The sequence below is a fragment of the bacterium genome (assembly GCA_022616075.1).
Classification (GTDB): domain Bacteria; phylum Acidobacteriota; class HRBIN11; order JAKEFK01; family JAKEFK01; genus JAKEFK01.
This window is the reverse complement of the sequence record JAKEFK010000142.1, coordinates 17,014-36,038: the sequence shown is the minus strand read 5'-3', so window position 1 is coordinate 36,038 and position 19,025 is coordinate 17,014. Positions and strand designations below refer to the sequence as shown.

General features: G+C 49.1%; 21 protein-coding genes. 10 read left to right on the top strand and 11 right to left on the bottom strand.

The window, feature by feature from the left end; translation table 11 throughout:
• Positions 1-10: 10 nt before the first annotated feature.
• From L0156_11690 to L0156_11680, 3 genes are read left to right on the top strand one after another with little or no spacing between them, the layout of a single operon-like run.
• Complete coding sequence (locus L0156_11690) at positions 11-442, top strand: acyl-CoA thioesterase (GenBank protein MCI0603661.1); 432 nt, start codon at positions 11-13, stop codon at positions 440-442.
• Positions 439-1,116, top strand: a complete 678-nt coding sequence (locus tag L0156_11685) for an ABC transporter ATP-binding protein (protein MCI0603660.1) — start codon at positions 439-441, stop codon at positions 1,114-1,116. Before L0156_11690 ends, L0156_11685 begins: the two co-directional genes overlap by 4 nt.
• 9 nt (positions 1,117-1,125) lie before the next feature.
• Positions 1,126-4,344: an ABC transporter permease gene (locus tag L0156_11680; GenBank protein ID MCI0603659.1), complete on the top strand. Its 3,219-nt coding sequence runs from the start codon at positions 1,126-1,128 to the stop codon at positions 4,342-4,344.
• Between the two features lie 213 nt (positions 4,345-4,557).
• Here the strand turns inward: L0156_11680 and L0156_11675 are convergent, their stop codons facing one another.
• Genes L0156_11675 through L0156_11665 form a run of 3 tightly spaced genes read right to left on the bottom strand, consistent with a single transcriptional unit; the run spans position 4,558 to position 7,229 of the window.
• Positions 4,558-6,495, bottom strand: a complete 1,938-nt coding sequence (locus L0156_11675; protein MCI0603658.1) for a hypothetical protein — start codon at positions 6,493-6,495, stop codon at positions 4,558-4,560.
• A gap of 9 nt (positions 6,496-6,504) precedes the next feature.
• Positions 6,505-7,005 carry a GNAT family N-acetyltransferase gene (locus L0156_11670; protein MCI0603657.1) on the bottom strand — a complete coding sequence of 167 codons (501 nt, stop codon included), beginning with the start codon at positions 7,003-7,005 and terminating at the stop codon, positions 6,505-6,507.
• An 11-nt stretch (positions 7,006-7,016) separates the two neighbouring features.
• Positions 7,017-7,229 (bottom strand): hypothetical protein, encoded by a 213-nt coding sequence (locus L0156_11665; GenBank protein MCI0603656.1) that lies wholly within the window; start codon positions 7,227-7,229, stop codon positions 7,017-7,019.
• Between the two features lie 24 nt (positions 7,230-7,253).
• Here L0156_11665 and L0156_11660 point away from each other — a divergent pair, with 24 nt between their 5' ends.
• Positions 7,254-7,400: a hypothetical protein gene (locus L0156_11660; protein ID MCI0603655.1), complete on the top strand. Its 147-nt coding sequence runs from the start codon at positions 7,254-7,256 to the stop codon at positions 7,398-7,400.
• A gap of 8 nt (positions 7,401-7,408) precedes the next feature.
• On the opposite strand, the gene L0156_11655 is transcribed toward L0156_11660, so the two are convergent.
• The gene (locus L0156_11655) at positions 7,409-7,924 is read right to left on the bottom strand and encodes a GbsR/MarR family transcriptional regulator (GenBank protein ID MCI0603654.1); all 516 of its coding nucleotides are present in this window, start codon (positions 7,922-7,924) and stop codon (positions 7,409-7,411) included.
• 396 nt (positions 7,925-8,320) lie between these two features.
• Between L0156_11655 and L0156_11650 the strand changes: the two genes are divergently transcribed.
• The 5 genes from L0156_11650 to L0156_11630 all read left to right on the top strand — a co-directional run bounded on the left by L0156_11650 (position 8,321) and on the right by L0156_11630 (position 11,629).
• On the top strand, positions 8,321-8,800 hold the full coding sequence (locus L0156_11650; protein MCI0603653.1) for a histidine phosphatase family protein: 480 nt from the start codon (positions 8,321-8,323) through the stop codon (positions 8,798-8,800).
• Between the two features lie 41 nt (positions 8,801-8,841).
• A complete protein-coding gene (locus L0156_11645) occupies positions 8,842-9,633 on the top strand; it encodes a hypothetical protein (GenBank protein ID MCI0603652.1) in 792 nt (263 codons plus the stop codon).
• A 112-nt stretch (positions 9,634-9,745) separates the two neighbouring features.
• Positions 9,746-10,660 (top strand): site-2 protease family protein, encoded by a 915-nt coding sequence (locus tag L0156_11640; GenBank protein ID MCI0603651.1) that lies wholly within the window; start codon positions 9,746-9,748, stop codon positions 10,658-10,660.
• 185 nt (positions 10,661-10,845) lie between these two features.
• Positions 10,846-11,481, top strand: a complete 636-nt coding sequence (locus L0156_11635) for a hypothetical protein (protein MCI0603650.1) — start codon at positions 10,846-10,848, stop codon at positions 11,479-11,481.
• Complete coding sequence (locus L0156_11630) at positions 11,444-11,629, top strand: energy transducer TonB (GenBank protein MCI0603649.1); 186 nt, start codon at positions 11,444-11,446, stop codon at positions 11,627-11,629. The genes L0156_11635 and L0156_11630 overlap by 38 nt, the downstream gene beginning before the upstream one ends.
• On the opposite strand, the gene L0156_11625 is transcribed toward L0156_11630, so the two are convergent.
• Entirely contained in the window at positions 11,621-11,836 is a 216-nt protein-coding gene (locus L0156_11625; protein ID MCI0603648.1) for a hypothetical protein, read from the bottom strand. The genes L0156_11630 and L0156_11625 overlap by 9 nt on opposite strands.
• Positions 11,837-11,890: 54 nt before the next feature.
• Positions 11,891-12,484, bottom strand: a complete 594-nt coding sequence (locus L0156_11620; protein MCI0603647.1) for an intradiol ring-cleavage dioxygenase — start codon at positions 12,482-12,484, stop codon at positions 11,891-11,893.
• Between the two features lie 113 nt (positions 12,485-12,597).
• Between L0156_11620 and L0156_11615 the strand changes: the two genes are divergently transcribed.
• Positions 12,598-13,284, top strand: coding sequence for an amino acid racemase (locus L0156_11615; protein ID MCI0603646.1), 687 nt, complete (start codon positions 12,598-12,600; stop codon positions 13,282-13,284).
• Positions 13,285-13,452: 168 nt separating this feature from the next.
• On the opposite strand, the gene L0156_11610 is transcribed toward L0156_11615, so the two are convergent.
• The 5 genes from L0156_11610 to gndA all read right to left on the bottom strand — a co-directional run bounded on the left by L0156_11610 (position 13,453) and on the right by gndA (position 18,998).
• Positions 13,453-14,256: a LytTR family DNA-binding domain-containing protein gene (locus L0156_11610; GenBank protein ID MCI0603645.1), complete on the bottom strand. Its 804-nt coding sequence runs from the start codon at positions 14,254-14,256 to the stop codon at positions 13,453-13,455.
• An 84-nt stretch (positions 14,257-14,340) separates the two neighbouring features.
• Positions 14,341-15,075 carry a 6-phosphogluconolactonase gene (pgl, locus tag L0156_11605; GenBank protein MCI0603644.1) on the bottom strand — a complete coding sequence of 245 codons (735 nt, stop codon included), beginning with the start codon at positions 15,073-15,075 and terminating at the stop codon, positions 14,341-14,343.
• The gene (locus L0156_11600) at positions 15,047-16,072 is read right to left on the bottom strand and encodes a glucose-6-phosphate dehydrogenase assembly protein OpcA (protein ID MCI0603643.1); all 1,026 of its coding nucleotides are present in this window, start codon (positions 16,070-16,072) and stop codon (positions 15,047-15,049) included. The genes pgl and L0156_11600 overlap by 29 nt, the downstream gene beginning before the upstream one ends.
• Positions 16,069-17,586, bottom strand: a complete 1,518-nt coding sequence (gene zwf, locus L0156_11595) for a glucose-6-phosphate dehydrogenase (GenBank protein ID MCI0603642.1) — start codon at positions 17,584-17,586, stop codon at positions 16,069-16,071. Before zwf ends, L0156_11600 begins: the two co-directional genes overlap by 4 nt.
• Entirely contained in the window at positions 17,586-18,998 is a 1,413-nt protein-coding gene (gene gndA, locus L0156_11590; protein MCI0603641.1) for an NADP-dependent phosphogluconate dehydrogenase, read from the bottom strand. The genes zwf and gndA overlap by 1 nt, the downstream gene beginning before the upstream one ends.
• Between the last annotated feature and the right edge of the window lie 27 nt (positions 18,999-19,025).

Below are 19,025 nucleotides of genomic sequence, written 5' to 3'. Positions count from 1 at the left end.
GGTTTAAAAGATGTTCCATACTAAACGCAGAATTGAATTCGCAGATGTGGATCTAGCCGGGTTTGTGCATTTCTCCCGCTTCTTTATATTTATGGAAACCGCAGAACATGAATTTCTTCGATCCCTCGGAACCAGTGTTCACTATCACGTGGATGGTGACGAGATAGGTTGGCCGCGCCTTGCGGCATCGTGCGAATATCTTCGGCCTGCAAAATTCGAAGAAATTCTGGACATACAAGTTCTCGTCAAACGAAAAGGAAATACATCGATGACGTATCAATTCCTTTTTCGGAGAGGCAAAACTCTAATTGCGCGCGGCCAAGTGAGCAGCATTTGCTGTAAAGTTCATCCACTCCACGGTTTAAAACCGATTCCCATTCCACGGGCTATAGCCGATAAAATTCAGGCACCAAAAAGACGGACACGTAAGAAGAACGAATGAATGTTTCTCTGAAGATTCGCGATGTTCATAAACATTACGGCAACCAGAATCGCATTGAGGTGCTCAGCGGAATCTCTCTGGATATGGATGCGGGAGAAAGTCTCGCAATCATGGGACCATCCGGTTCAGGCAAAAGCACACTGCTCCATATTATCGGCACGCTAGATTTTCCCACCTCCGGCGAAATTGCAATTAACAATGCCAATCCTGCGCGAATGAAAGAGCCGGACCTCGCAAAATTCCGGAACCAGGTGATCGGATTTGTTTTTCAGGATCATCATCTCCTGCCGCAATACAGCGTTTTTGAGAACATTCTGATTCCTGCGCTCGCAAACTCGAAAAACAGCGCCTCCGTTGAAAAAAGAGCGAAGGACTTGATCGAGCGAGTCGGACTCGGCCATCGAATCGACCATCCCCCTTCGCAGCTTTCAGGCGGAGAAAGACAGAGAGCTGCCATTGCGCGCGCGCTCATCAACAAGCCCTCTCTTCTTCTGTGCGATGAACCCACAGGAAATCTCGATGCGGCAACCGCAGGGAATGTTGCATCGCTTTTATTTGACATGCATGAACTGGAACAAAACATTTTGATTGTGGTGACGCATAATGCAGAGCTCGCCAAACCCTTCGATCGATGCCTCAGGCTGCGCGAAGGGCGTCTACTTCCTTCACGCTAATTTACCGGTATGTGGCGAAGTCTGAAATTTTACTGGCGAATGCACCTCACCGTAGTCGCCGCCGTAGCTGTCACCACCGCCGTCCTGACAGGCGCCTTACTTGTTGGTGACTCGGTTCGCGGATCTCTTCGCAGTCTAACCCTCGATCGGCTTGGCAAAATCGACTACGCGCTTTTGTCCGAACGGTTTTTTCATCAGCAACTCGGCCAGGAAGCTCACCCATCCTCCGCAGCAGAGGCCATTCTCCTTCGGGGAAGCGCCTCTCTGAATAACGTTCGCGCCTCCAACGTTCAGATCAACGCCGTCGATTCTTCTTTCCTTTCCTTTTTCGATGCTACGGAATTAGAAGCAGATCTGAATAAGACAGGAATGTTTCCGCCGGTCATTATCAATGAATCGTTGAAACGGGAACTGGGAGCAAAACCCGGTGACCAGATTCTTCTTTCTTTTAGCAAACCGTCCGAAATCCATCGTGAAACCATTTTAGGAAACAGGGACGTTGTTGATGTCGTGCAGCGCAACCGGTTTACAATTGCGGCAATTGTTTCGAATGAAAAGATCGGTCGCTTCAGCCTGATTCCCAATCAACATTTGCCCCTGAATGCCTTCGTTCCGTTGAATCGTTTCCAGCGGATACTTCGCCAGCAGGGTGAGGTTAACTCTTTACTTTTCTCAGGAAAACAGCCGCCGGATCTCCGCCCTCACATGAAACTGCAAGACTATGGATTGAAACTGACTCAATACACTGGAGGAATCCGGCTTGAAAGTGATGAAGTCGTTCTGAAACCATTTGTAGCACAAAAAGCTTTTGATGCGGCCGATGAGCTGAAAATCGAATACTATCCGGTCCTCACATATCTGGCGAATCAGATTACGCACAACGGTCGCGTGTTGCCTTATTCCACCGTCACGGCGATAACTCCACGGGATTCATTCATGGACATAAAGGGACAGCTTGTGCCGCCGCTTGGAGACGGAGAGATCCTTTTAAACGAGTGGGCAGGAATGGATCTCCAGGTTCAACCTGATGACGATGTGGAAATGACCTACTATGTGCTGGGAGATTCGAACCAGTTGCTCACACGCTCAGCAACTTTTCGGGTGAAAGCCATCATTCAGCAAACGGGATTGGCTGTAGATGCGGATTTGGCGCCGCGCTATCCAGGAATTCAGGATGCAGATAATATGGCCGAATGGTCTCCACCTTTCCCTGTTGATCTAAGTTTGATCCGGCCACGGGATGAACAATACTGGGATCAATATCGGGCAACTCCCAAGGCTTTCGTTTCGGAGAGCACCGGCAAGAAGCTCTGGAGGAGCCGCTTCGGTACCTATACTTCGATCCGAATCCTGAGCCAATCCAAATCAATATACGGACGAGAATTGCTTTCGCGATTGAGACCTTCAGAAATGAATTTCAATATTCGTGCCGTAAAGGAGGAGGGAATCCAATCGGCGGAAGGAGCTACGGATTTCGGTGGTTTATTCATCGGCTTCAGTCTGTTTCTCATTGTTTCAGCCCTCCTGCTTGTGGGACTCCTTTTCCGATTGAATGTCGATCAAAGGAAAAAAGAGATAGGAGTCTTGCTGGCGACAGGACACAAAGTCAGAAAAATCCAGTACCGATTCTTTGCAGAAGGGGGATTGCTTGCATTGCTGGGAGGCCTTGCTGGAACGGCGCTTGCCGAGCTTTATGCCTGGTTGATGATTACAGCGCTGGAGAAATGGTGGATTGCCGCCGTCGGATCCGCGTTTTTGTCGTTGCACATTCAGAAGAGCAGTCTTTTCCTCGGTTTTGCCATTTCTTTTCTGATTACTTTTTTTACGATTCGCCACTCGGTGCGGCTCCTCTCGAAATGGCCGGCGGTTTCCCTGTTGAAGGGAGCTTCTACAATATTCGAAGATTCAAAAGCAAAATGGAGCGGTTTGCTTGCATTGCTTTTCTTAGTCGTGGCGATTGCCTGCACGGCTTCCGCATTCGTGCAAGAATCTCCGGCGCTCTTTTTTGCAGGAGGAGCCGCCCTTCTGATTGCATGTCTGGCCTTCTTCTCTTACTGGCTGCGATCGCGAAAGAGTCAGCTGCGTCCCGGAGCAGGTTGGATCACAACTCTTAAAATGGCGATGCGTAGTGGAGTTCACAACCCCGGGCGGAGCTTGCTGAGTGTTTCACTCGTCGCTTCGGCTTGTTTTGTGATCGTAGCTGTTGGCGCAAGTCGCAGGTCTCTGGAAAAGGATCCGCAGAGAAAAGGCTCAGGCACCGGGGGCTTTAGTCTCGTAGCATCATCCGATATTCCCATCTATGAAGATCTGAAAGTGTCAAACGCCGGAATTTTCGGATTCCGGTTGTTGCCTGGCGATGACGCGAGTTGTTTAAACTTGTATCAGCCGCAACGGCCACGAATTCTCGGAGCGACTCAGGATTTCATCAAACGGGGCGGATTCGCGTTTCAACAAACCATTCGTGATACCTCGAATCCGTGGCTTCTGCTGAATGAAAACGAAAAAGACGTTGTCCCTGCGATCGGAGATTACAATTCTGTGCAATGGATTCTTCACAAAAAACTGGATGATGAAGTGACAATCCTCAACGATTCGGGAAAGCCGATCCGGTTACGAATCGTTGCATTACTCAAAAGCAGTCTGCTGCAAAGCGAACTCCTGATATCGGAAGAGAATTTTCTGAACTATTTTCCCGGCAATGGCGGGTTCTCCTATTTTTTGATCGAAACAAATCTCCAGAACCGGAAAAGAGTGCTGGAAACTCTGGAGAGCGATCTTGACGTTTATGGATTCGATGCTGTTCCGTCTGAAGAGAAGCTGGCCGCTTATCACGCCGTTGAAAACACTTACCTTTCGACGTTCCAGACATTGGGCGCGCTGGGTCTGCTGCTCGGAACACTGGGACTCGGAATCATTCTGATTCGGAACGTCATTGAGCGGAGGGCCGAGCTTGCAACGATGCGGGCTTTCGGTTATCGTCGCAAAACTCTGGGCTGGTTCGTTCTTGCTGAAAATGCATTTTTGCTGGTGGTTGGAATCGGTGCCGGCTGCTTTTCAGCAGGGATTTCCATCTTGCCGCATATCCTGGCGCAGTCACCCGAAGTTCCCTGGCAATCTCTTGCTCTTACGCTTCTGGTTGTTTTCGCAGTAGGGATGACCGCAAGCGTTGCAGCAGTCTTATCCGCTTTGCGAATACCGCTTCTGCCTGCCTTGAAAGCGGAAGCTTAGAATTTGTAGTGGCAGAGCATTTTCCATACGCTGTGTAAATACACGCTACATAATGGAACTCTGACCTTTACTCGAAACTAATATTGGCGTGAAAATGCTCTGCTAGCATCGCAGACGAAGAAGAGCATTTGCACGCAAGAAGTAACGCCGTGCTTATGGCAGTCATTTATGAGAGAACAAGCTCATTCAAAGGCTATAGCAAATGCTCTGCCACTACTTTTTGCGGCTCTTATAAAGACTCTCTTTTGGCACGGTATAGATCGGGTTGCCCGGTGGAGAATGGGGCTTCAGAGTCTGATGTAGTTTCCAGATCTCGGGGCTCCGGAGGTAAAGCGCTGAGTTTCCCTGGGCGTGAAGTAGCCACATGTTTTCCGGAGGAGGATCGGATAGATGTTGAATCACATAATTGATGGTACGGCTCTGATGATCCTTCCGATGCGCATAGTGGTACCAGACCCACGGCACGCCACCGTAGACTTCCTCAGGCACGCCTGGCGAGTCCACTGATGGCAACAGGGGTTTCAGAATGTCCTGCCGGCGAAGCGATTCAAAATCAAGTTTTTCATATCCTCCAATCCGGTCTTCAATCGCCGATCCGATCTGTCTGGAACTGAGATCCGGGGATGCATCCGGTGGCAACGAAATGAAAAAAGCGACGACTGCACAGATCGCGGTCGCAGGAACAAAGAATCGTTTCGCGCTTTCCGAACCAAGTCGCCAATGCACAACGAGAGGCAAAATCATTACAGGAACAAAGTGATTTAATCCGATCTGTCTCTGAAAATAAAAGAACAGAAAGTATGTGACAGCAACAAACGTAAAGGTCTGGCCAATGGTGTCCTGACGGCGCCCTGAAAGCAGTGAAACCGCAGAAGCGATACTGCAGGGAATGATAAGATATGCAATTCGTTGAGGGCTTCCCCAATCCAAATGGAATCTCTCAAGTAAACTCGCCGCAGAAAATACGTCATTCGGTTTAGTCTGGTTAAAAAGCGCCTGGATCCACGGTGAGATTTCGGCAACGGCCTGACCGGCGATGACCGCAATCGCAGTAATCATGAGCATCCTCAGCGGTCGAGGGCGCCATAACAGCAACACGCCGGCCATCCATAGAGCTATCAAAATTGTCCCTAGCGGCAACGTGAAAAATGTCAGAAAAACAAAATAAGCAGTCCAGAAGCGCTCTCCTTGCAGAAAGCAGAAAACGAATCCAAGGAAAAAAGCAGTCACCAATACTTCGCGAGCGGCAGGATGTGCGATATCAGCTGCGTAGGGGTTATAAGAAACGTTATAACTGACAACGACTATATAGACCGCCATTGCCAACCACAGCACCATTCGTCTGGATAAAGTGACCTTTTGTCCTTGCCCTGCGATCGATACGATTCCACAATAAACCGCTGCCACGTACAATAAAAAAGGAAACCTGATAGGCGCTTCCATCTCTCCAAAAAGACGAACAAACCAGGAGGGGATGTAAATGGAGATCATGGAAGTAAAGCTTGGATAAGTAAGCACGAGTCCTTCGATTTGCGGCCAGATGGGAAGGGGCTGCGAATAGAGCAGACGTGAGCTTTCTAAAACCTGGAGGCCATCTCGCGTGAAGTTCTCCCAGTAGATTTTAGGAATCATCAGGGCCGCAATCATTAGTTCAGCACCAATCAAAACCAGCATTGTTTGTTTCTCGATCCGTCCTTCGAGTGGCCATGCGAGTTTTGCTTTACGAACACGCAATAGAAGAATGCAAAAACTAACAAGCGAACAGGCGACGACAAACGCTGCGAAAGATAACCCGCGAAAAGGCTGATCCATCGTAGCCTGTGCGATAGCGGTCGGGATGCTGAGGGCCGGGACCATAATTGCCAGAGCAAACAAAATCCATTGAGTGAAATCGCGGGCTCTGTTGAAGGCGAGTGCAAGAAGGAGTCCAGGTGAAAGGAAAAATACACAGGAGCTGATCGCCACTAATGGAGACCAGAAATAAAGCAGTAAGGCGTGATGAGGAACAAAATAAGGATTGGGCGATGCGCCAAACGGGTGAAGCGCTGTTGCAAATGAAACAATTTCCGGTTTCAGCAGCGATGGCAACCATGCAGCCACCAAAACGACGAAGAGAATTAGCGCCTGGCGCAGCGTTAATGGTTGACCCATAAACTGCTACTACAACTTCAGCGAATAAACGTTCATCAACTTCCCTTGCCAGAAGGATTGCTTTTCCAGCGTCATTCCCACTTTTCGAGAAACACCGATGGAAGCAACGTTCGCCGGATCAATCAACGAAATTAAACGGCGAAGACCAAGCTTGTAAAAAGCATAATCGCGACATGCAATCGCGGCTTCTGAAGCAAACCCCTGGCGCCAGTAAGAACGGCCAATGAGATAACCAATCTCGACTTCCGGCGCATCATCAACAAGCTGAGGAATGAGTCCGCAGTATCCGATCAGTGCATCTTCCGATTTCAGGATCGTTGCCCAGGGTCCATAGCCGCTCCTTTCATAGCGGCGGAGCTGTCGATCCACAAACTCCTGCGTTTCCTGCATGGATCGCGTGGATGGATAGAACCGCATCGTCTCAGCATCGGAAAAAAAATTGAAATAGATCGATACATCGTTTTTTGTGATCCTGCGCAGACGTAAACGTGGTGTTTCCAGAATGGTCATAACAAGCTGCTTTAATCTCTGATGTTGTCAATGTAAAACGTATAAAACCCGCATAGGAGAAGCACGGTGAGAAGGAGAACCGGCAACCCGATGCCGCTGCGAAGCGACTGATAGCCTGCCGGAATGCCGAACTCCAGAGCCGCCACTGAAAAAGATAAAGTGGCAAAAATCAAAACAACAAACAGCGGAATCAGGACCACACCGGCTGCAAATCCGAGCGTCATAGGACCCGTCTGCGAATAAGAACTGTGACAACCAAAAACCGTACAACGGTGGTGACGCTGCCAGCAAATACGATGGTGAGCGGTTCCGCAAGAACGGCATCGCACAACGGCTTCCCTGGAGAGGGTCGATCGGCAAAAAGGGCAAACTTGATCGGAACCGGAATGGATTAACCTGGTCATCATCCAACCATCTTTTGAATCTTATTTCCCAGTTTAATGATTTTCATCAAAGAAGCGCTTGGAATTTTTTTGATCTGCTCATACCACTTAGACATGGTTTCTAAAAAGTTTAGCATTTCCTGAAGTCTTTCCTGCACATAGGGCTCGGAAGAAACCTTCGATTCGGCCACACATTCCCGCAACACTTCAAGAGTTGGATCGATTTCCCGTCTCTTTCTTTCTTCCAGAACGACACGGAACATTTCCCATACATCCTTCATCGATTCAAAATGATCCCGGCGATCCCCCAGCAAGTGGACTACCTTCACGATTCGCCAACCCTGCAGCTCGCGAAGACTCGTGCTCACGTTGGAGCGCGCTATCGAGAGTGTCTCAGCAATCTCTTCCGCGTGCAGCGGCTTCGGCGATATGTAAAGCAAGGCGTGTATCTGCGCCACCGTGCGGTTAATCCCCCAGCGCGTCCCCATTTCCCCCCAATGCAAAATGAATCGCTCTCCTACCGGCGTTAATGTCATCTCAAACCCTCTCCTTCACAAATTTCAGTTAATACTGAAATTATCGTAACAAACAAAGTCTGTCAAGCGTCATTTAGATCTGCCACCACGCAGTGCAGGGTACGAGTGCTACGGGCGGTAAGTTGACCGAGCAAACAGGTTTCTATAACTTATCTAGTGGTTATCAGGAGGATGCAATGATTCATATTGTGAAATTGATCGAGCGGAGATTTCCCGGACAATCCGGGACAATCGTTCGTGTTCTGACAGTTATTTCTGTCGGAGTTCTTATCATAGGCATCGGTTTGCTTCTCAGTTAATACAGCAAATACTATTTTCACTGAGTCATCAGGAAGGAAATCTACGATCCAGATCGTATTCGAAACTCATTCCATCACCGAAGATAATGAAAACGGAATTGCGACCGGCTGGCTTCCTGGCCGTCTTTCAGATAAAGGACGCCTGTTAGCCGGAGAACTTGGCAAACGACGACGCGCCGACAGCATCAACGCTGTATTCACTTCCGACCTGCGACGCGCCGTTGAGACAGCCGAAATCGCCTTTGCTGGTACATCGACACCCATACTCCATGACTGGCGTCTGAGAGAATGCAACTACGGAGAACAGAATGGAATGCTCCGTGCCGAACTCCTCCGAGCTCTACAACATCATCCCGATTTTTCCTATCCCGCAGGCGAAAGCTGGCGACAAGCAGTGCAACGGGTTGGGCGTTTTCTGGACGATCTTCGCTTTCACTGGGAAGGATCGCGTGTGCTTGTTATAGGTCACATCGCCACACGTTGGGCGCTTGAGTACTACCTCAACAAAGTTTCGCTTGAAGCGCTGATGGAAACCGAATTCAACTGGCGCAAAGGCTGGGAATACCTCCTGAAGTAAAGCTGATTGACAACCGTAATGGCTTCTCCTATGATGGCGCCATGTCCTCCCCCGATCAGGGCGACTCCGACAAACTTCAACTCGACAAAGCCGACTACACGGAAGCCAGTGACCAAAAACTCGCTTGTTCTAAATGCAGCACGGAAATCTACAACAACTACTACGATATTAGTGGGAGCATCGTTTGTGAACGTTGCCGCTATGAAGTTGAAGCCGCTTATAACGCGGGTAGCAGTTTTGGACGTCTGGTAAAAGCAACAGCTTACGGAACTCTTGCGGCGGCAGTGGGAGCTGGAATCTATTATGCAGTGCTTGCTTTAACCGGCTACGAATTTGGCCTGATTGCTATCGTTGTTGGATTGCTTGTTGGAGGAGCCGTTAAGAAAGGCTCAGAAGGGCGTGGTGGCTGGAAATATCAGCTGCTAGCGATCTTTTTGACTTACAGTGCTATCGTCGTTACGTACATTCCTCTAATCGTAAAGTCTTATAGGAGTGAAACTGCAAAACAGAGCACTGTAACCTCTTCAACTGCACAGGATCCGATGCCATCGGAAGTAGTTTCCAATGAACAGGCTCAAAAAGATGCTTCGCTGACAGTGGAAAAACTCACGGTAGGGATGCTTTTCTTTGGTGTTATCGTCCTGTTTATCGTCGCTTTTATCAGTCCTTTCCTGGCCGGCTTTCAAAACATCATCGGACTGCTCATCATTGGAATTGCGCTTTACGAAGCCTGGAAGATTACAAAAAAGGTTCCGATGGTAATCACAGGACCGTTCGCCATTTCATCCTCCAGAGGAGAACCTCCAGTGGAGGATTCGTCTGCCGGTGCTTGATAACCAGGTAACAACTTTCAAATCATGCTCCTCTTGCGGCACGCAGCTCGCGCCTTCTCTTCTGGCATGTCCCTCTTGCAAACGCCTCTTGTTCCATGAGGAATTGAAAGAGTTGGCGTTGAAAGCCGAAAACGCCACAGCCGCAAAGGATGTAGAAGGAGCACTAATCGCATGGCGAGATGCTCTGGCTCTACTTCCCGCACAAACGCGACAGTATCAACAAATTTCTGAAAAAATTGACGCCCTAAGCAAGCTCACAGATAAGAAACCTGAGACAACCCCCGGATTCCGGAAATGGTCGCAGAAGGCTGGAATCGTCGGTGTTCTTGCGCTGTTGCTTTGGAAATTCAAGTTTGTACTGGTTTTCCTTTTCACCAAAGCCAAGTTCTTGTTTTTGGGTTTAACGAAAGCGGGAACTTTGTTTTCGATGATCCTGTCCCTCGGCGTGTATTGGGCTGCGTGGGGTTGGAAATTTGCGTTGGGACTGGTGGCTTCCATTTACATACACGAGATCGGACATATTGCAAAACTCCACCAGTATGGAATCCGGGCCTCTGCGCCGATGTTCATTCCTGGACTGGGCGCCGTTGTTCGCATGAAACAATATCCCGTGAGCGCGCGCGAAAATGCACGGGTGGGTCTCGCCGGGCCTCTTTGGGGACTTTTTGCAGCCCTGGCGGCCTACGCCGTATTCTTCCTAACGAACAATTCCTTCTGGGCGGCAATCGCGCGTGTAGGCGCATGGATCAATCTTTTTAATCTTCTTCCTGTTTGGCAACTGGACGGAGGAAGAGGATTTCGCACGTTGAATAGAGCGCAAAAATGGCTCGTTTGTATTGTGCTTGGCGCTGTCTGGTTCTACACTCGTGAAGGTTTGCTGATCCTACTCCTCCTATTCGCCGCATTGAACGCCTTTGCCACAAAGGAAAATCCACAAGAAAAAGATTGGATCGGATTCTGGCAATTCACGTTTCTGGTGATCATCCTGTCAGCGCTATGCCTCATCACCGTTTCGGGTTTGCCGTAATCTGACAGCCTTCAACATTTTTGAACACGTTCAATTTTTTTGTCCCTAGATTTTTTTCAAACGATGCGCCTCAAGAATGTGGCGCAGTGTGCCACAACAGAAATGACTGATGAGCTAGGGTAATTTCGCGTCGAAGTTTTCATATTGGTTGTGTAGCCTAAACTAAAAAATCTTGGGAGTTGAACATGTGGGAGAAAAGTTTAATTGAATCCAAAGGCGGAAAAAAGAGAAAGTGGTGGATGTTTCCGTTTTCATTATTTCTCCATGCTTTAGTAATCGGAATTATTGTAGGTATGTCTTACTGGATGGTGGAAGCCGTTCAGGCGCCACCCATTCCTGTAACGCTGTATTCCGCGCCACCACCTCCTCCACCTCCACCACCGGCTGCTGCAAAACAGAAAGCTGCGCCGGAAGAACCGAAACCAAAACCCGTGGAGAAGGTGGAAGTGCCGAAAGAAGTGCAACCGACCGTCCCCGAAGAAATCCCCGAAGAGGATTTGACACCTGATACAGCTGCGGTAGATGAATCTGCTACGGACACAGGAGTCGATGAAGGCGGAGTTCCCGGTGGCGTCGAAGGGGGTGTCGTAGGAGGTGTTGAGGGAGGCGTACCCGGAGGCGTATTAGGTGGTGTTCCTGGCGGAGTCATTGGTGGGACACCCGGTGTGGGTGATGAAGTGCCGATGCGAATCACGGCAGCAGTGCAACAGCCGCATCTGATCAAGAAAGTGGAGCCGCCCTACCCCGGAAGTTGCACGCCGTTCCAAAATCGAAGGTGTGGTCGTGCTGGAAGCCGTAATTACAAAAACCGGTACTGTTGAAGAAGTGAAAGTTTTACGATCGTTGCATCCTGTGATGGATCAAGCTGCTTTGAATGCCGTGAAACAGTGGAAATACAAACCGGCTGTTTTGAATGGACGTCCTGTGAAGGTCTACTTTACAGTAACGGTTACATTCAGGTTAGCGTAAAAAACTCAGAAGAGCTGATCCGATTACGATCCCGATCAGGCAAACCAACAGCAGCCCTATGATTTGCGAAATCAATGCTGCTGAAATAAATGCGAATCGAACAAACGCTTTCTTTTCGTAGTGTGTCTCCAAACTCTGATAGTTCTTCTCGCCGATGATTGCATGAGCCCACTGGACGGGTGCGGGGAATACGTCTTTCACGTTCATAAGAATAGCAAATACTCTTACAAAATTCCTGTCACCAGGAAAATGACGCCTTTTTTATCGCGCCAGGCAAATCTTAAAGATCACGGCAACTTCCTGACCTTCACGGAAAGGCACAACCGGACGGATCAATTCGCGGTATCGAACGAGCGAATCCTTATGCAATGTCTGGTCGATTTTTCCTTCAAAGAAAGGATCATTCTCAAAGTAAAGTTGCGTCACAAGCGTTTCGAATCCGCCGGCACTGACTTTGTAGTGAATGTGCCGCGGCCTGCCGCCATAACCTTTCGGCATGAATGTTTCAAATGCATATTCACCCTGTTTGGAAGTCTTCATACTGGCCCTGTATCTGAATCCATCGAGGTCATATTCACCGGACTGATCTACGTGCCAGATCTCAATGAGTCCGTTTGTTATCGGACGATCGCTCGTGTCCACCAGTGAGCCATTCACTTTCAAGGGAGTTCCATTCTCATCTTCCCTCAAATTCGCTCGAAAAGGCGCTCCCGGCAAATAGAAAGGGCCTTCCGTATTGGGAGGGGTCGGCTGGAGTGTTGCGGCGTTGAGCGGATCGGCGCGAAGCACAGGATAGCTTGCTACAAAAATAATTCCCTTTCCGAGGTCCCGAAGAAACGTTCTGCGCGATACCATGGTGCCACCATAATATTAGATACAGGCAGCGAATTTGAAAAGTGGTTTGTGTCGAAATGGCGGATTCTGCTGCCGTGAAGGACATGTTATGTTACGGGTAACGGAGGAACGAAATGAAGCATATCGGAATCGTGGCGTGTTCGGCAGAAGGGGCCGCGCTTTGTTATAGAACCATTTGCGTGGAAGGGGAAGCTATTCTGGGAACTCATCGTCATCCTGAAGTATCGATGCATACCTATTCGCTGGGCGACTATATGGAACCTATTTACAAAGACGATTGGCAAGGTGTCGCCGATTTGATGATTTCTTCCGGCAAAAAACTGGCGAGCATCGGCGCAGATTTTCTGATCTGCCCGGATAACACGCTCCACCAGGCGTTTGAGCTTGTTCAAAAGGAAACACCGCTCCCCTGGTTGCACATTGCTGAAGAAGTTGGTCGAGAAGCAAATCGTGGCGGATTGAGGAAACTCGGCATCACGGGCACGAAATATTTGATGGAGGGTACGGTTTATCCTTCCCGTTTGAAGAATTTCGGGATCGAATCGATCATCCCCACGACGGAGGATCGCATCAAAATCAACAACGTCATCTTCGAAGAGCTTGTAAAAAGCAAATTCCTGGAAAGCTCGCGCAATTATTTTTCTGGAGTCATCCAACAATTGAAAAAGGACGGCTGCGATGGGGTCGTTCTTGGCTGCACAGAAATTCCTTTGCTGATCACGCAAGAGGATTCAGAGCTGCCTGTTCTGGATTCAACACGTCTTCTCGCGCGAGCAGCGTTAAAAAAAGCGGTGTTATAATAAAGAAGTGCCAAAGCAATGAGCAATGAGTGATGAGTCCTCTTATCATCTTGCAACTGCGGAAGCTCAAACGGCGATGAAACTGGAGCGCATCGAGGAACATTAGCAAAGTAGCGCGGGCGTCCCCGCCCGCGAGAGCTAGGCGCCAGACGTCCGCGCTACTTTGTTTTAAAGATTTTTCCCCAGGAATTCCCGGAGTTTTTCGCGATAGCTGCGGCTGAGTGTAAGCTGTACCCCGTTTCTCAAGATCACACGGTATTCGCCATGAAACCAGGGTTGCAGCTCCTGAATGCGGTCTACGTTGACGATGGTGCAACGATGAATGCGAAGAAATTTCTTCGGATTCAATTGTGTTTCCAAAACGCTCATCGCTTCGCGAATCAAGTGCGATTCTTTGCCCGCGTGAACGCGAACGTAATTCCCTTCTGATTCGATGTGATCGATCTCCTGTGTTTTCAAGAAGAAAATGCGGCCACTTGCTTTGATTGCAAGACGCTCCAAATATTTTGGTCCAGGAGCCGCGGAAGAAGCTCCCTGACGAATGCGGGACAGTTCCTCCATTAATGCTTGCAAACCCTGGGTTAAATCCTTTCGTTTTTCCTGATCGAGATGACTTCGCGCGCGCGCAAGCGCCTTCTCGAATCGATCGCGATCAAACGGCTTGAGCAGATAATCCAGGGCATAGACTTCAAATGCCTGCAACGCATAGCGGTCGTACGCAGTCACAAAAACAACCATGGGAAGGCGGTTCGGTCCGATGGTTTGCAGAACTCCGAAGCCGTCCATCTCCGGCATTTGCACATCCAGAAACAACAGATCCGGGTCCTGTTTCTGAATCGCAGCGACCGCCTCTTTTCCGTTTCCCGCTTCTCCAACGATTTCGATGTCTTCTTTACCCTTCAACATCCCGCGAATTTTATCGCGCGCAAGGGGCTCATCATCGACAATAAGGACCTTAATTTTCCCAGGCATAATTTGATCATATCATGGCCTTTTCAGTACTCAGTCATGAGTAATGAGCAATGAGACACCCGAAGAGGACTCATCATCCATTACTCATTGCTTTGGCACTTTTAGCATGGATGCTGCTGCTTCATCCACGAAAAAAAGCAACTCACCGCCAACTGGCTTGATCCTCTGAGACGGGTACTTTAGCGGGTCAAATTCACCTTCCAACACTTGCTGCAACGCAAAGGCTTTGTTAGCGCCTGAAATCAAAAAAACAATTCGTTTTGCTTGATTGAACAGTGGAAATGTCATTGTCAATCTCGTTGCCTGCAACTTCTCGACGTAATTGTCCACCACCAGGCGATCCTGCACCTTCAGCGCTGTAGTCCCTGGAAAGAGAGAAGCTGTGTGTCCATCCTCGCCCATTCCCATTAAAACAAGATCAAACGACGGAATCGCATTCCCGCGAAAAATCCTTCGCAACTCGCTTTCGTACTCACGGGCTGCAATGGCCGGATCCATTTCCCCTTTCATTCGATGAATATGATCCGGTTCCACAAAAATCTTATCGAGCAATGTTTCGCGCGCCATTCGAAAATTACTATCCGGACCGTCCGGAGGAACGCATCGTTCATCACCCCAAAAAAAGTGCACATTTCCCCAGTCCTGCTCCCTTTCAGTCAAGATCTTGTATAACGCCTTTGGAGTGGATCCACCGGATAACACAAGGTGGAAAGGATCCAAACCTAACAAACCGCTGATGTAGTCCGCAGCGCCGTTGCTTAGCGCGGTGAGATCTTTAAATAACTGAATCTTAAACGAGAAACTGAATGGCTCGTTCATAAATGCGGTCGTGGCCAAGAATCGTAACTTCTTTATTCAGAAATGCGGACAAATCTTGCTCAGGCAGTTTTATCAGTTGAGTTCCCTGGTTCTGTTTCTGTATCGTGATTTGCGATTGAAGATAAGAAACATCCGGCATCGCCGAAACCAGGAATTCCGAATTCCGTGAGATGAGGCGGACGCTTTGCAACTGATCTGAATCACTCCGACCGCAATGAAGATTCACAGCGATGCGCTCTTGCCTCGAATTTAGTAGGTGAGGTTTCTCCGCCCACTTTAAGTTTAGACTCGATGCGAGCCATCCAACCAGGAGTAGGGCTTTGCGCGATTCCTGGAAGGGAGACCCACATTCCACTTCAATCTGTGTCAATTCTTCGAAACAGGGCCGGCAAAGCGAATGTTCATAGAATCCTGCAATGGCCGAACGCCAGGGGGTCAATCTTGACCAGTTCAAGTCACTAATCGCCAACCAATCTCCATGGTTCTTCATCAAGTCTGTGATGGTGGAGAGATTTTGCAATAATGCTGAGTCGATGATCAGCCGATCGCATGCTTCCAAAACTGCATTCAACAAATCGAGATCCGAATCAGGCCGGTCATGCCACCACAGAAAAACCGGCAAGTCGGGCACCAGTAAAGGTAATACAACAGAGGACCACTGGGATGCATCCCGCTCCCCTGCATGAATCATGATCTGTTCACAGCAAACCTGTTTTCGGCCCCCTGACGCTTTATGGCAAAGAGCATTCACCCAACCATTCATCACCGAAGCCGGTAATCCTGCGTCGCGAAATAGAACAATCATCCGTCCGGGACTTTCGTAGGAAACATCTGCAAGCACCTGACTGATCTCTGCATCAGCATCTTTGCTGGCCGTATATACGATCAAGTTCATTACACGCGCGCGCGTAATCGCTTGCTCAAGCTGTTCGTTTTTCGAGAATCCTTTCCAAATCTCGCGTAGTTGTTGTTCGAGCTCGGCTATTTTCAAGCTCATGGCCGCCGCCACCTTCGCCCGTCTCGTTCCATAAACTCATCCGCTTCCGGAGGTCCCCAGGAGCCGGCCGGATAGGTTGCAAGTGGAATAGCCGGATCCTTCCATGCTTCCAGAATCGGCATGACATGCTGCCAGCTGAGCTCCACAAAATCGCCACGCGCATAAAGTGTAGAATCACCGAGCATTGCATCCAGCAAAAGTCGTTCATATGCTTCGGGCGATCTTCGTCCGAAAGAAGTGCCGTATTGAAAGTCCATACTCACCTGGCGAATTCGAATCTGTTGCCCGGGAAATTTTGCGCCGAATTTCAAAGAGATCCCTTCATCCGGTTGAATTCTCATGATCAAGAAATTCGGTTGTATCTGTTCTCCCTCCTCCTGGAAAAGAAGATGCGGAACACGTTTGTACTGAATTGCGATTTCGGTAACTCGCCTTGGCAATCGTTTGCCCGAACGCAAATAAAAGGGAACTTCCGCCCATCGCCAGTTGTCGATGAAAAGTTTAATGGCAGCAAAAGTTTCTGTTTGTGAAGAAGGTTTCACATTGGATTCCGACCTGTACCCGTGGACCGCTTCTCCTTCAGTGGCTCCCTCCGCGTACTGAGCTCTCAATGCAAACTTCGGAACATCCTCCTTGCGCATCGGCCGCATCGCGCGGAGCACTTTTGTTTTCTCATCGCGCACCGCTTCCGCTTCCATGGCAACCGGTGGCTCCATGGCAACAAGCGTAAGCAATTGCAACATATGATTCTGGATCATGTCACGAAAAGCACCAGCTTGTTCGTAATAGGTTCCTCTGTTTTCTACTCCAATACTTTCCGCTGCCGTGATCTGAATATGATCGATGTAGCGACGGTTCCAGAGCGGCTCAAAAATTCCATTGGCGAAACGCAGGACCATGATGTTTTGAACCGTTTCTTTGCCCAGATAATGATCGATGCGGTAAATTTGCTCTTCACGAAACACTCGCAGGATTTCGCGATTTAGAGCGCGTGCTGATTCCAAATCGCGTCCGAATGGTTTTTCTATAATGATTCTAATCCAGCCTGAGTCAGAGCGGTTGAGTCCAGCAGACTCCAGCATACGAATGAATGAAGAAAATGAATTCGGCGGAATCGAAAGATAAAGTAGTTTGTTCTTCTCCGTTCCCCACTGGCCATCTAGCTTCTCCAAAGTTTTCTTCAACTTCTCTGTGGAATCCGGTTGATCGGGATCAATGGGAAGATAAAACAGGCGAGAAGCAAAATTTTGCCAGAGTGTTTCATCTCCAATTCCTTCATCAGCAAATTCTGTGATGGCTTCCCGCATCGTTTTGCGATACGCTTCGTCATTCATTTCAGTGCGCGCCGCTCCCAGAATATAAAAGCTGCCGGGCAACAGATTCTGGCGCAACAAACTATAGAGAGCAGGCATGAGTTTTCTTTTGGTCAGATCGCCCGATGCCCCGAAAATGACAACTGAGCAGGGCCCTGCTGTTCGTTCCAGTCGGATGCCGGCGCGTAACGGATTCTCCATCACTTGATCCAGTCTGTATGAATCAGTCCAAGTTGGGGCTTGTCGGTTCTCTCATAAAGATGAGACCCGAAATAATCTCGCTGCGCCTGGGTCAAGTTCAGAGGCAAATCAGCAGTACGGTATGCATCAAAATACGCAAGACTTGCGGATAGCGCCGCGATTGGAATTCCGAGGTTTTGCGCAACGGAAACAGTTCCACGCCAGCGCATTTGCGCTTCCAGGACCCACTCCTGAAAATTCGGGTCCATCAACAAATTGGGTAGATCCTTTCTTCGCAGGTAAGCCTGTTTGATCTTGTCCAGGAATTGCGCGCGTATGATGCAACCGCCTTTCCAGATCCGGCTGACTTCAGCAAGATCGATGTTCCAGTTATAAGCATTCGATCCTGCTTGAATGAGGGCCATCCCCTGCGCATACGAACAAATTTTGCTTGCATACAGAGCATCATGGATAGAGCGTATGAATTCTGCCCTATTCACATCTATGGAAGTAGCTGGACCGGTCAGCTGCTTGCCGGCCTGGACCCGCTGACCTTTCATCGCGGAGAGAAGACGCATTTCGATTGCTGCATGAATCGTCGGAATCGCAACGAGCAGATCGAGCGCCAGGTGGGAAGTCCAGAGACCGGTTCCCTTCTGTCCCGCTTTGTCCAGAATCAAGTCGACCAGTGGAAGTCCTGTCTCCTCATCTTTAACACGCAGGATGTCAGCTGTGATTTCAATCAGGAAAGAATTCAACACTCCACGATTCCATTCAGCAAAAACTTCCGCCATTTCAGCCGCTTCCATCTTCAGAACACGACGCATCAGATCATAAGCTTCTGCGATTAACTGCATGTCGCCGTATTCAATTCCGTTATGCACCATCTTTACAAAATGGCCGGCCCCATCCGGACCAATATAAGTTACACACGGACCATCTTCTACTTTTGCAGCGATCGCTTCAAACATGGGCCGCATTTCTTCGTAAGCATTTCGTTCACCACCGGGCATAATCGAAGGTCCCCACAAAGCTCCGCTTTCTCCTCCGGATATGCCTGTGCCGAAATATCGAATTCCGTCCGCTACCAGCTCCTTTTCGCGCCTCCGCGTATCGTTGAAATGCGAGTTGCCGCCATCAATGAGAATGTCCCCCGGCTCCAGAACCGGTTTCACCAATCCGATTGTCCAATCGACCGGATCGCCTGCCTTTACCATCATCAGAATTTTTCGCGGTCTTTCCAGCGAATCCGTAAGCTGACGCATCGTAGAACAACCGATCACTTTCTTACCGGCATTTTTCTTCACAAAAGCTTCGACTTTCGCCTGTTCACGATTCCAAACAGCTATGGGAAAACCATTCCGCTCGAAGTTTAACGCCAGGTTCTCACCCATCACTGCAAGGCCGATCAATCCGATTTTCGCTGTTTGCATATTTGTCTCCAAAAGCTCATGTTAAGA

Bases quoted from the DNA above. Each gene is read 5' to 3' on its own strand.
- L0156_11690 (MCI0603661.1), top strand. From the start codon at position 11: ATGTTCCATACTAAACGCAGAATTGAATTCGCAGATGTGGATCTAGCC.
- L0156_11685 (MCI0603660.1), top strand. From the start codon at position 439: ATGAATGTTTCTCTGAAGATTCGCGATGTTCATAAACATTACGGCAAC.
- L0156_11680 (MCI0603659.1), top strand. From the start codon at position 1,126: ATGTGGCGAAGTCTGAAATTTTACTGGCGAATGCACCTCACCGTAGTC.
- L0156_11675 (MCI0603658.1), bottom strand. From the start codon at position 6,495: ATGGGTCAACCATTAACGCTGCGCCAGGCGCTAATTCTCTTCGTCGTT.
- L0156_11670 (MCI0603657.1), bottom strand. From the start codon at position 7,005: ATGACCATTCTGGAAACACCACGTTTACGTCTGCGCAGGATCACAAAA.
- L0156_11665 (MCI0603656.1), bottom strand. From the start codon at position 7,229: ATGACGCTCGGATTTGCAGCCGGTGTGGTCCTGATTCCGCTGTTTGTT.
- L0156_11655 (MCI0603654.1), bottom strand. From the start codon at position 7,924: ATGACATTAACGCCGGTAGGAGAGCGATTCATTTTGCATTGGGGGGAA.
- L0156_11645 (MCI0603652.1), top strand. From the start codon at position 8,842: ATGTCCTCCCCCGATCAGGGCGACTCCGACAAACTTCAACTCGACAAA.
- L0156_11635 (MCI0603650.1), top strand. From the start codon at position 10,846: ATGTGGGAGAAAAGTTTAATTGAATCCAAAGGCGGAAAAAAGAGAAAG.
- L0156_11625 (MCI0603648.1), bottom strand. From the start codon at position 11,836: ATGAACGTGAAAGACGTATTCCCCGCACCCGTCCAGTGGGCTCATGCA.
- L0156_11620 (MCI0603647.1), bottom strand. From the start codon at position 12,484: ATGGTATCGCGCAGAACGTTTCTTCGGGACCTCGGAAAGGGAATTATT.
- L0156_11615 (MCI0603646.1), top strand. From the start codon at position 12,598: ATGAAGCATATCGGAATCGTGGCGTGTTCGGCAGAAGGGGCCGCGCTT.
- L0156_11610 (MCI0603645.1), bottom strand. From the start codon at position 14,256: ATGCCTGGGAAAATTAAGGTCCTTATTGTCGATGATGAGCCCCTTGCG.
- pgl (MCI0603644.1), bottom strand. From the start codon at position 15,075: ATGAACGAGCCATTCAGTTTCTCGTTTAAGATTCAGTTATTTAAAGAT.
- L0156_11600 (MCI0603643.1), bottom strand. From the start codon at position 16,072: ATGAGCTTGAAAATAGCCGAGCTCGAACAACAACTACGCGAGATTTGG.
- zwf (MCI0603642.1), bottom strand. From the start codon at position 17,586: ATGGAGAATCCGTTACGCGCCGGCATCCGACTGGAACGAACAGCAGGG.
- gndA (MCI0603641.1), bottom strand. From the start codon at position 18,998: ATGCAAACAGCGAAAATCGGATTGATCGGCCTTGCAGTGATGGGTGAG.